We start from the raw sequence: 13,125 nt of genomic DNA, 5'->3' as shown, positions 1-13,125 counted from the left end.
GGGCAGTTCGAGCGCGGCGACCCGGCCGAACCCCCAGACCTGCGCCTGGTGCTCGTCGGCGGTCTCGGTCGGCGCGACGGCGACCGCGCCCCGGGTGACGGTCCACAGCCGGGCCGTGGGCAGGGCGTCGGCGACGGCCTGGGTGAGCAGCAGCGTCGCGGTGGTGCCGACGGCGACGTCCGGGTGCGCGGGGTGCGGGCGGCGGTCCGCGCCGAGCAGGGACAGCACGCCCTCGGTCTCCGGGCCGGCGGCGGTGAGCAGCGCGGCGAGGGCGGCCCGGTCGGTGGTGACCGGGTCGACGCTCAGGTGCCGCACCTGCGCGCCCCGGGCGGTGAGCGCCGCCGTGGCCGCCTCGACCGGCTCCGCCGGCTGGTCCCCGGCGGTGACCAGCAGCCACTGTCCGGTCAGCGGGCCGCCGGTCTGCTCCAGCCGCTTCCAGCCGACCCGGTACCGCCAGCCGTCCACGGTCGTCGCGGCGGTGGCCGGCGCGGCGGGCTCCAGCCAGTAGCGCTGCCGCTGGAAGGCGTAGGTGGGCAGGTCCACGGCGGTACCGGCGGCGCCGGCCAGCGCCCGGGACCAGTCCACGGCCACCCCCTGGGTGAACGCCTCGGCCGCCGAGGTCAGGAACCGGTCCAGGCCGCCCGCGTCCCGGCGCAGCGACCCGACGGCCACCACCCGGACGCCGGCCGCGTCCCCGATCTGCTGGATGCCGGGGACGAGGACGGCGTGCGCGGCGGCCTCCACGAAGGCGCGGTGCCCGGCGTCGAGCAGCAGCCCGACGGTCTCCGCGAAGCGGACCTGACCGCGCAGGTTGCGGTACCAGTAGGCGGCGTCCAGGGCGGTGGTGTCGATCCGGACGGCGTCCACCGTGGAGTAGAAGGGGATCCGCGCCGGGCGGGGAGCGACCGGGCCGAGGACGGTGAGCAGGTCGTCGCGCAGCCGCTCGACGTGCGCCGAATGGGAGGCGTAGTCCACCGGGATCCGCCGGACCCGGACCTGCTCCGCCTCGTACGCCGCGACCAGGGCGGTGACCGCGTCGGCGTCCCCGGCGACGACGGTGGACTGCGGCCCGTTGACGGCGGCCACGTCGAGCCGGCCGGCCCAGTCGGCCAGTCGGGGCGCGACCTGGTCGGCCGGGAGCTGGACCGAGGCCATGCCACCCAGGCCGGAGAGCACCCGGCCGATGACCTGCGACCGCAGCGCGACCACCCGGGCGGCGTCGGCCAGGGTCAACGCGCCGCACACCACGGCGGCGGCGATCTCGCCCTGGGAGTGGCCGACCACCGCGTCCGGCTCGACGCCGAGCGAGCGCCACAGCTCGGCCAGGGACACCATCACCGCCCAGGAGACGGGCTGGAGCACGTCGACGCGCTCCAGCGGCGGGCTGCCGGCCGCGCCCCGGATCACGTCGCCGAGCTTCCAGTCGGTGTACGCCGCCAGCGCCTGCTCGCACCGGGCCATCGACTCGGCGAAGACCGGCGACTCGGCGAGCAGGTCGGCGGCCATGCCCGCCCAGTGCGTGCCCTGGCCGGGGAAGACGAAGACGGTCCGCCCGGTGGGCGCGGCGACACCGGTCGTCACGGTCGGGCCGGGTTCGCCCGTGGCCAGCAGGTCCAGCGCGTCGAGCGCCGGCTGCCGGCCGGTGGCCGTCACCACCGCCCGGTGGTCGAAGACGGACCGGGTGGTGACCAGGGCGAGGCCGGTGGCGGCCAGGTCGGGGTCCGGGGTGGCCGCCAGGGTGTCGCGCAGCCGCCGGGCCTGCCCGGCCAGCGCCGCCGCCGACCGGGCGGAGAGCACCAGCGGGACCACCGGCGGCGGGGTGCCGGTCGCGGCGGGCGGGTCGGCCGGCGCGGGGGCCTGCTCCAGCACCACGTGGGCGTTGGTGCCGCTGACCCCGAAGGAGGAGACCCCGGCGCGGCGCGGCCGGTCCGTCTGCGGCCACGGCGTCGCCTCGCGCAGCAGGGCAAGCTGGCCGGTCGACCAGTCGACCTCGGTGGTCGGGGTGTCCACGTGCAGGGTCGGCGGCAGGACCCCGTGCCGCATCGCCAGCACCGTCTTGATCACCCCGCCGACCCCGGCGGCGGCCTGGGTGTGGCCGATGTTGGACTTCAGCGAGCCGAGCCAGAGCGGCCGGTCGGCGGGCCGGCCCGCGCCGTAGACGGCCATCAGGGCCCGCGCCTCGATCGGGTCGCCGAGCCGGGTACCGGTGCCGTGGGCCTCGACCGCGTCGACGTCCGCCGCCGTCACCTGGGCGTCGACCAGCGCCTGCCGCAGCACCCGTTCCTGGGCCGGGCCGCTGGGCGCGGTGAGCCCGTTGCTGGCCCCGTCCTGGTTGACCGCCGTGCCGGTGACCAGGGCCAGCACCCGGTGCCCGTGCCGGACGGCGTCGGAGAGCCGCTCCACGACCAGCATGCCGACCCCCTCGGCGGGCCCGAACCCGTCCGCCGCGTCGGCGAACGCCCTGCAGCGGCCGTCCGGGGCCAGTCCTCGTTGCCGGGAGAACTGCACGAACACCGCCGGGTCGGCCAGCACCGTGGCCCCGCCGGCCAGCACCAGGTCGCACTCCCCCTGCCGCAGCGCCCGTACCGCCAGGTGCAGGGCCACCAGCGACGACGAGCAGGCGGTGTCCACGGTGACCGCCGGGCCCTCCAGGCCCAGCACGTACGAGATGCGCCCGGAGGTGAAGCTGACCACCCCGCCGGTCAGCAGGTGCCCCTCCAGCTCCGCCGAGGGCTGCCCGGCCAGGTCGGTGTAGCCGTCGTTCCAGGCCCCGACGAACACCCCGGTACGGCTGCCGCGCAGCGAGTCCGGGGGGATACCGGCCCGCTCCAGCGCCTCCCAGGAGGTCTCCAGCAGCAGCCGCTGCTGCGGGTCCATGGTCAGCGCCTCCCGGGGCGAAGTGCCGAAGAAGGCGGCGTCGAAGTCACCGACCCCGTCGAGGAAGCCGCCCTCCCGGCAGTACGTGCGCCCCGCCGCCGCCGGGTCCGGGTCGTACAGCGCGTGGCCGTCCCAGCCGTGGTCGTCGGGGAACGGGGAGATCGCGTCCGTACCCGAGGCGACGAGCTCCCACAGCTCCTCGGGGGTGTTGACCCCGCCCGGGTAGCGGCAGGCCATGCCGACGATCGCGATCGGCTCGTGCGCCCGCGTCTCGACCGCGCGCAGCCGGTCGGAGACCCGGGTGAGTTCGGTGGTGGTCCACTTCAGGTACTCGCGGAGCTTCTGCTCGTTCGACATGCCCAAACCCATCCTTGTCCGTCGGTCCCGTCCGCCTCGTCGCCGTCCCGAGGGCCGGTCAGGAGGTGCGGAACCGCTCGTCGATGAACGCGAAGATGTCGTCGTCGGCGGCGGACTCCAGCACCTCGGCCGCCTCGGCGACGTCGGGTTCGGCCGCGTCGTCGCGGGTGGCGCCCCACCGGCCGGACAGCGCCGCGAGCCGGACGCCGATCTCCCGCCGCACCAGGTCGTCCAGCGCGTCGAGGGTGGCCTCGTCGGTGCTGGCCAGGGCGGCCTCCAGCCGGCTCAGCTCGGCCAGCAACGGCACCTGCGCCGTGGCCGGCTCGGGCGCGAGGCCGGCGAGCAGGTGCGCGGCGAGCGCGTCCGGGGTGGGGTGGTCGAAGACCAGCGTCGCCGGCAGGCGCAGCCCGGACGCGGTGGCGAGCCGGTTGCGCAGTTCCACCGCCGTCAGGGAGTCGAAGCCGATCTCCCGGAAGGCCCGGCCGGCGTCGACGGCCTGCGGGTCGGTGTGCCCGAGGACGGCCGCGGCGTGTCCCCGGACGCTCTCCAGCACCACGTCCCGCTGCTCGTCGGCGGTGAGCCCGGCGAGCCGGTCGGCGAGGGTGCGCTCCGCGTCGTCGCGGGCCACGGTGCCGGCCGCGCCGCCGGTCGCCGTGGTGGGCACCAGGTCGGTGAGGAACGCGGGGACACTGCCGGCGGTCCGCAGCGCGCCGACGGTGAGCCGGATCGGGACCTGGAGCGCCTCGTCCACCCGCTGCGCGGCGTCGAACAGGGCCAGGCCCTGGTCGGTGGTGAGCGGCAGCACGCCGCCCCGGGCCATCCGGCGGCGCATCCCCTCCTGGTCGAGGTGCCCGGCCATCCGGCTGCTGTCCGCCCACAGGCCCCAGGCCAGCGACACCGCCGGGAGTCCCTGCGCGCGCCGGTACTGGGCGAACGCGTCGACGAACCCGTTGGCCGCCGCGTAGTTGCCCTGACCGGGGCTGCCGAACAGGGCCGCCGCCGAGGAGAACAGCACGAACGCGGACAGGTCCCGGTCCCGGGTCAGCTCGTGCAGGTTGACCACCGCGTCGGCCTTGGGCCGCAGCACGGCGTCCACCTGCCCGGGGGTCAACGCGGTGATGGTGGCGTCGTCGAGGACACCGGCGGTGTGCACGACGGCGGTGAGCGGGTGCGCGGCCGGGATGCCGTCGAGCAGGCGGCGCAGCGCCTCCCGGTCGGCGGCGTCGCAGGCGACGACGGTGGCCGACGCGCCGGCCGTGGCCAGCTCCTCGACCAGCGCGGAGGCGCCCTCGCTGGCGGGTCCGCCCCGGCCGGCCAGCACCAGGTGCCGGACCCCGTGCCGGGTGACCAGGTGCCGGGCGACGGCGCTGCCGAGCGTGCCGGTGCCGCCGGTGAGCAGCACCGTGCCGTACGGGTCGAACGCGGGCGGCATGGTCAGCACCACCTTGCCGACGTGCCGGGCCTGGCTGATCAGGCGGAACGCGTCCCGGGCCCGGCGCACGTCCCGGACGGTCAGCGGCAGTGGCCGCAGCACGCCCGCGTCGACGAGCGCCATCAGCTCGCCGAGCAGCTCCCCGACCAACTCCGGCCCGGCCTGCACGAGGTCGAACGCCCGGTAGTCGACGCCCGGGTGCCCGGCGGCGATCCGCTCGGGGTCACGGACGTCGGCCTTGCCCAGCTCCAGGAAGTGACCGCCGCGCGGCAGCAGCCGCAGGGAGGCGTCCACGAACTCCCCGGCGAGGGAGTTCAGCACCACGTCCACGCCCCGCCCGCCGGTGGCCGCCAGGACCTGGTCGGCGAAGTCGAGGCTGCGCGAGTCGGCGATGTGCGCGTCGTCGAGGCCGAGGCCGCGCAGGACGTCCCACTTGCCCCGGCTGGCCGTGGCGTAGACCTCCACGCCCAGGTGCCGGGCGAGCTGGAGGGTCGCCATGCCGACCCCGCCGGCGCCGGCGTGCACCAGCAGCGACTGGCCGGGGCGGATCCCGGCGAGCCGGGTGAGCGCGTAGTGGGCGGTGAGGAAGACCGCCGGCACGGACGCGGCCTGCGCGAACGACCAGCCGTCCGGTACCGGGGCGACCATCCGGGCGTCGGCGACGACCACCGGGCCGAACCCGCCGGTCCACATGCCCAGTACCCGGTCGCCGGGGGCGATCCCGGCCACGTCCGGCGCGACCTCGGTGACCACCCCGGCGCCCTCCGCGCCCAGCACCGGCGTGCCCGGGTACAGGCCGAGGGCGATGAGGGTGTCCCGGAAGTTGACCCCGGCGGCGCGGACCGCGACCCGGACGTGACCGGCCGGCAACGGCGCCTCGGCGTCCGGGGCCGGCACCAGCGCCAGGCCGTCCAGGGTGCCCTGCCCACCGGCGGCGAGCCGCCAGGCGGCGTCGGCCGGGGGCGTCAGCGGGCCGTCGGGGCGGGGCCGGGGCCGGGTCAACCGGGGCACGTGCACCGTCCCGGCGCGGACCGCCACCTGCGGTTCCCCGGTGGCCAGCGCGGCCGGGAGGGCCTGCGCGCCGGCCGGGTCGGCGTCCACGTCGACGAGGACGAACCGGTCCGGTTCCTCGGACTGGGCGGAGCGCACCAGCCCCCACACGGCGGCGGCGACCGGGTCCACCTCCGGCGTGCCGTCGCCGACCGCGACGGCCCCGGTGGTGACGAACGCCAGGGTGGCCGCGCCCAGCCGGCCGTCGACCGCCAGCCACGCCCGGGTCAGCTCCAGGGCGCGGAGCACGACCGCGCGGACCGCGTCCGGCCCGACCGGCGACCCGGCGGCGACCGGCACGGCGACCACGTCGGGCACCGCCGCGCCCTCGGCCACCGCCGCGACCAGGGCGGCCAGCTCCGGGTACGGGTCACAGACCGTGCCGGCCCGCGCCAGGCCGCCGGTCAGCCCGGGGTCGTCGCCGCCGACGACGGCCCAGCGCTGGACCGGTACGGCGGTCAGGGCCGGCCGGGCGGCCCAGGTCACCTGGTACGGCACGCCGTCGGCGGTGCCGGGGGCGCCCGAGGTGAGCGCCGCGACCGGGACCGGACGCACCAGCAGCGAGTCGACCGTCACCACCGGGCGGCCCTGCTCGTCGGCGCAGGCGATCCGCACCGCGTCGTCGCCGGCCGGGCTGACGGTGACCCGCAGCCGGTCGGCCGCGCCGCCGGACGACGACACGCCGCGCAGCGCGAACGGCATCCGCACCTGCCCGTCCTCGGGGAAGAACGCGCCGAGGCTCATCACCTGGAACGCCGCGTCGAGCAGCGCCGGGTGGACCCCAAAGCGGGGCTGCCCGGCCTGCGGGGTGGGCAGGGCCACCTCGGCGTACACGGTGTCGCCGGCCCGCCAGGCGGCCCGTACCCCCTGGAACAGCGGGCCGTACTGGTAGCCCCGGTCGGCGAAGCGGTCGTACATGCCCGCCACGTCGACGGGTTCCGCGCCGGCCGGCGGCCAGGCCGGCTCCGGCGTCGCGCCGTCGGCGGGGTCGGCCGGGCCGAGGGTGCCCTGGGCGTGCCGGGTCCACGCGGTGTCCGGTTCCGCCCCGTCGACGCGGGAGTGGACGGTGAGCTGCCGCCGTCCGTCCGCGTCCGCCGGGCCGACCACCAGCCGGACCTGCACCGCCCCGTCGTCGGCCAGCACCAGCGGCGCGTCCAGGGTCAGCTCCTCGATCCGCTCGGCCCCGTTGCGCCGTCCCGCCCAGAGGGCCAGCTCGGCGTAGGCGGCGCCGGGCAGGATCGCCGTGCCCAGCAGGGCGTGTTCGGTGAGCCACGGGTGGCTGCGCGGGCCGAGCCGGGCCGGGTACACCTGACCGCCCTGGTCGGGCAGCTCGACGGCGCCGCCGAGCAGCGGGTGGTCGGTGCCGCTGAGACCGGCGGAGGCGACGTCCCCGGCCACGGCCGGCGCCTGGTACCAGTACCGTTCCCGCTGGAACGGGTACGTCGGCAGGTCGACCCGGCGCGAGTCGGTGCCGAAGAGCACCGCGGCGTCGATCGCGACGCCGTGCGCGTGGGCGAGGCCGATCGCCACCCCGAAGCCCCGGGCGCCGCCCTTGCCGCGCCGCAGCGTCCCGAGCACCGCCACGGTGGCGTTGACGTCCGCCGCCGTGCCCTGCACCGACACCGCGAGCATCGGGTGCGGGCTGGGCTCCAGGAACGCCCGGTGCCCCTCGGCGAGCATCGCGCGGGTGGCCTGCTCGAACTCCACCGGGTCACGCATGTTGCGGTACCAGTAGTCGGCGTCGAGCCGCGCGGTGTCCAGCAGCCCGCCGGTGACGGTGGAGAAGAACGGGATCTGCGAGCTGCGCGGCGACACCGGGGCGAGGACCGCCATCAGGTGGTCCTTGAGCACGTCCACCTGCGCGGAGTGCCCGGCCGTGTCCACCCCGGGGATGGCCCGCGCGTGCACCCCCTCGGCGGTCAGCTCCTCGACGAGGTCGGCGAGCGCGTCGGGGTAGCCGCTGACCGCGGCCGTACCGGGGCTGTTGATCGCCGCGACGGAGAGCCGGTCACCGAAGCGGGCCAGCCGGGCGCGGAGCTGGTCGACCGGCAGCGACACGGCCACCATCCCGCCCTGGCCGGCCAGCCGCAGCCACGCCTGGCTGCGCAGCGCGACGATCCGCGCGGCGTCGTCGAGGGTGAGGCCACCGGCCACGTAGGCCGCCGCGATCTCGCCCTGGGAGTGGCCGACCACGGCGGCCGGGTGCACGCCCAGCGCCCGCCAGGCCGCGGCCAGCGACACCATCATCGTGAACAGCACCGGCTGGACCACGTCCACCCGGCTCAGCGAGGGTGCGCCCGGCTCGTGCCGGAGCACGTCCAGCACCGACCAGTCGAGGTACGCCCGCAGCGCCGCGTCGCACTCCTCGACGCTGGCCCGGAACGCCGGGGCGCGGTCCAGCAGCTCGTCGGCCATCTCGACCCACTGCGAGCCCTGCCCGGGGAAGACGAACGCGACCCGGCCCTCGGTGGCGGCCCGGCCCCGCAGCAGCGACGGGTGCTCCTCGCCCCGGGCCAGCGCGGCGAGGGCGTCGAGCACCTCCGCGCGGCTCTCCCCGACGACCACGGCCCGGTGCTCGAAGTGCGCCCGGCTGCCGGCCAGGGTGTACCCCACCTCGGCGATGTCCAGGTCGGGTGCCTCGACCAGCCGGGCCCGCAGCCGACCGGCCTGCGCACCGAGCGCGGTGCTGTCCCGGGCCGACAGGAACAGCGGGACGGTGACCACGTCGGAGGGGTGGTCGTGCAGTTCGTGCACGGTGGGCGGGGCCTGCTCGACGATCACGTGGGCGTTGGTGCCGCTGATACCGAAGGAGGAGACCGCCGCCCGGCGCGGCTCGTCGCCCGCCGGCCACGGCACCGCCTCGGTCAGCAGGGACACCGCGCCGGAGGACCAGTCCACCTGGGGCGTCGGCCGGTCCACGTGCAGGGTGCGGGGCAGCGTCTCGTGGCGCAGCGCCAGGATCACCTTCAGCACCCCGGCGACACCGGCGGCGGCCTGGGTGTGGCCGATGTTGGACTTCAGCGACCCGAGCCACAGCGGCCGGTCCGCCGGCCGCCCCTGGCCGTACGTGGCGAGCAGCGCCTGGGCCTCGATGGGGTCGCCCAGCGCGGTGCCGGTGCCGTGGGCCTCCACGGCGTCGACCTGCTCGGCGCGCAGGCCCGCGTCGGCCAGCGCCTGCCGGATGACGCGCTGCTGGGCGGTGCCGTTCGGGGCGGTGAGCCCGTTGCTGGCGCCGTCCTGGTTGACGGCCGTGCCCCGGATGACGGCGAGGACCTCCTGCCCGTCGCGTCGGGCGTCGGAGAGCCGCCGCACCACGAGCATGGCGGCGCCCTCGCTGAGCCCCACGCCGTCGGCCGCGGCGGCGAACGCCTTGGAGCGGCCGTCGGGTGACATGGCCCGCTGCCGGGAGAACTCCACCAGCATGTCCGGCGTGGACATCACGGTGGCCCCGCCGACCAGGGCCAGTCCGCACTCGCCCCGGCGCAGCGCCTGGACGGCCAGGTGCAGGGCGACCAGCGAGGCGGAGCAGGCGGTGTCGACGGTGACCGCCGGGCCCTCCAGTCCGAAGACGTAGGAGAGCCGGCCGGACATCACGCTGGCCGAGTTGCCGGTGCCGAGGTAGCCGTCGAAGTCGTCCGTGCCGTCGCGCAGCAGCGGCATGTAGTGCTGGCCGTTGGTGCCCACGAAGACCCCGGTCCGGGTGCCCCGCAGGGTGGTCGGGTCGAGTCCGGCCCGTTCCAGGGACTCCCAGGTGGTCTCCAGCAGCAGGCGCTGCTGCGGGTCCATGGCCAGCGCCTCGCGGGGGGAGATCCCGAAGAAGGCGGCGTCGAAGTCCGGCGCGTCGTGCAGGAAGCCGCTCTCCCGGACGTAGGTGCGGCCGGGCGCGTTCGGGTCCGGGTCGTACAGCCCGTCGACGTCCCAGCCTCGGTTGGTGGGGAACGTCGAGATGCCGTCCCGGCCCTTCTCCAGCAGGTCCCACAGCTCCTCGGGGGTGGCGACACCGCCGGGGAACCGGCAGGCCATCCCGATCACCGCGATGGGCTCGTCGTCGCCCACCGTCGACGGGGCGGCCGGCAGGTCACCGGCGGCGGGGTCCGCCGGGCCGTCGCCGGCCTGCGCGCCGAGCAGTTCGGTGCGCAGGAACGCGGCCAGCGCGCGGGAACTCGGGTGGTCGAAGACGACCGAGGCCGGCAGGGCGAGCCCGGTGGCGGCGTTGAGCCGGTTGCGCAGCTCCACCGCCCCCACGGAGGTGAAGCCCAGTTCCCGGAACGCCCGGTCCGGGTCGACCTCCCCGGTCTCGTCGTGGCCGAGGACGACCGAGACGTGGGCCTGGACCACCCGCAGCAGCGCCCGGTGCTGGTCGGCCAGGGGCCGGCCGCGCAGGGAGCGGGCCAGGTCGGAGCCGTCGGCGTCGTCGGCGGGGGCCTGGTCGGCGTCGCGGAGCGCGCCCGCCTCGGGCAGTTCGTCGAAGAGCGTGGTCGGCCGCGCCACGGTGTACGCGGCGACGAAGCGGGCCCAGTCCACGTCGGCCACGGTGACGTGGCCCTCGCCCCGGGCGACGGCCCGCGCCAGCGCGTCGAGCGCGGTGTCGGGCTCCAGGGGGGTGAGCCCGGTGCGGCGCAGCAGCTCGGGGTCGGGGCCGGTCCCGTCGGCGGGGTCCGGGTGCGCCCACGGTGTCCAGGCGACCGCCGTGCCGGGCAGCCCTCGGGCCCGGCGGGCCTCGGCGAGCGCGTCCAGGCGGGCGATCCCGGCCGCGTAGCCGGCGTGCCCGGCGCCGCCCCAGGTGCCGGTGACCGAGGAGCAGACGACGAAGGCGTCCAGCTCCAGGTCCAGTTCCGCCACGAGGGCGTCGAGGTGGCCGGCGGTCGTGGTCTTGGCGGCGACGGCGGCGGCGAGGTCCGCCGGCCCGGTGTCGGTCAGGGCGGCCACCGCGACGGGCGGCGGGGCCACCACGACCGCGCGGGGCCGGTGGGCGGTGAGCAGGGCGGCGAGCGCGTCGCGGTCGGTCGGGTCGCAGTCGACCAGGGTCACCCGGTCGGCGGGCAGGTCGGTGCTGGACGTGGCGGCCGGGCCGGCGAGCACCACGTGCGTCGCGCCACCGTCGAGGAGACGACGGACCAGGGGTACGGTGACCGGTCCGGGCTCGCCGACGAGCAGGGCGGTGTCCCGGAGCTGCCAGTCTCCGGCACCGGGCCGGGCGTGGACGAGGCGTCGACCGTGCAGCCCGGAGGCCCGGACGGCGACCTGGTCCTCGCCGGCCGTGCCGGCCAGCGCGGCGGCCAGGTGCGGGTAGGCGCGGGGGTCGGGGCCGGCCGGCAGGTCCACCAGGCCACCCCAGCGGTCGGGCAGCTCCAGGGCGGCGACCCGGCCGAGTCCCCACACCGGGGCCTGCCCGGCGTCCGGCACGTCGCCCGGGGAGACGGCCACGGCACCCCGGGTGACGGCCCAGAGGCGGGCCGGCGTGCCGGTGTCGGCCAGGGCCTGGATCAGGGCGAGGGTGGCGGTCGGGCCGAGCGGCACGGCGTCCGGCTCGTCGCCGCCGGTGAGGGCCAGCAGGGAGACGACGCCGGTCAGGCCGGCCGGGTCCGTCGCGGTGGCGGCGGTCAGGTGTTCGGCGAGGCGGGCCCGGTCGGTGGCCGGGTCGACGGTCAGCAGGTCCACGGTGGCGCCCCGGGCGGTCAGGGCCTGCCGGACGCCGTCGGTCGTCTCGTCGCCGCCCAGCGCCTCGGGTGCCACCAGCAGCCAGCGGCCGGTGAGCCGGCGGGGGGCGCCGACGGGAAGTGGCTTCCAGGTGACCCGGTACCGGTGCTCGTCGGTCGGGTCGCCGGTGGCGCCGTCGACGGTGGCGCCGACGGTGGTCGGGGTGGGCGCCCAGTAGTGGCGTCGTTGGAAGGGGTACGTGGGCAGGTCCATCACCCGGGCCCCGGTGCCCGCGAACACCGCCTTCCAGTCCACGTCGACCCCGGCGACGAAGGCCTCGGCCATCGAGGTCAGGAACCGGTCCAGGCCACCGTCGTCGCGCCGCAACGACCCCACCGACACCCCGGCCGCCCCCTCCGGACCGACCGCCTCCACCGTCTCCTGCACCGCCGGCACCAGCACCGGATGCGCGCTCGACTCCACGAACCCGGTGAACCCGTCCCCGACCAGGCGCTCCACGGTCTCGCGGAACAACACCCGCTGCCGCAGGTTCCGATACCAGTACCCGGCATCCAAACCGGTACCGTCGACCGGCCCGCACTCCACCGTCGAGTAGAACGGAATCTCCGCCGCCTGCGGGCTGACCCCGGCCAGGGCTTCCAGCAGCTCGGCCTCGATCGCCTCCACGTGCGCCGAGTGCGAGGCGTAGTCCACCGGGATCTTTCGCGCCCGGACCCCTTCGGCCTCACAGCGTGCAACCAGCTCCACCACCGCGTCCACGTCCCCGGACACCACCGTCGCGGACGGGCCGTTCACCGCCGCCACGCCCAGCCGGCCGTCGAACGCGGCGAGCTTCGACTCCACCTCGGCCACCGGCAGCGCGATGGAGGCCATCGCACCCGGGCCCGCGAGGACCCGGCCGATCACCTGCGACCGCACCGCCACCACCCGCGCACCGTCCGACAGACTCAACGCACCGGCGACCACGGCCGCGGCGATCTCGCCCTGCGAATGACCCACCACCGCCGACGGCACCACACCCACCGACCGCCACAACCGGGCCAGCGACACCATCACCGCCCACGTCACCGGCTGCACCACATCAACCCGACCGAACAGATCCGTTCCCGCGCCCCCACGCACCACGTCCAGCAGATCCCAGTCCACAAACGCCGACAACGCCTCCGCGCACTCGACCATCGACTCCGCGAAGACCGGCGATTCGTCCAGGAGCCGGGCACCCATGCCCACCCACTGCGTCCCCTGCCCCGGGAACACGAACGCCACCCGGCCATCGGGCAGCGCACCGGACGGCCCGGTGACCACCTGCGCCGTGGTCAGGTCACCCGAGGCCACCGCCGCCAGGCCACGGTCGGCGGTCGCGGGGTCGGCGGCGAGGACCACGGCCCGGCGCTCGAACGCCGACCGCGTCGACGCCAACGACCAGCCCGCGTCCAGGATTGGGGTGGTCGCGAGAACGCCACGGATCTGCTCGGCCTGGGCGCGCAGCGCCGGGGTCGACTTGCCGGAGACAACCAGGGGCACGACCGGAAGACTGCGACTCGGAGCGGCTTCGACAGGCGGTTCCTCGTCCGCTGGAGCCTGCTCGAGAATCAGGTGGGCGTTCGTGCCACTCAGACCGAAGGACGAGACGGCGGCGCGGCGGGGTCGGCCGGTCTCCGGCCAGTCGCGCCGCTCGGTCAACAACTCGACCGCGCCCGACGACCAATCCACGAACGGCGACGGCTCATCCACATGCAACGTCGCCG

At 76.7% G+C, this 13,125-nt stretch carries 2 protein-coding genes; both read right to left on the bottom strand.

Annotated features, from left to right (window positions below; translation table 11 throughout):
- Nucleotides 1-3,234 (bottom strand): type I polyketide synthase (locus AWW66_RS28300; RefSeq protein WP_067372628.1); only part of this gene is annotated, 3,234 nt, incomplete at its 3' end.
- Nucleotides 3,235-3,292: 58 nt separating this feature from the next.
- A complete protein-coding gene (locus AWW66_RS28295; protein WP_169807189.1) occupies nt 3,293-13,090 on the bottom strand; it encodes a type I polyketide synthase in 9,798 nt (3,265 codons plus the stop codon).
- Nucleotides 13,091-13,125: the final 35 nt, after the last annotated feature.

The sequence above is a fragment of the Micromonospora rosaria genome, from assembly GCF_001567585.1.
GTDB classification, from domain to species: domain Bacteria; phylum Actinomycetota; class Actinomycetes; order Mycobacteriales; family Micromonosporaceae; genus Micromonospora; species Micromonospora rosaria.
Note: the sequence above shows the minus strand (reverse complement) of the source record. Positions and strands in the feature narration are given on the sequence as shown.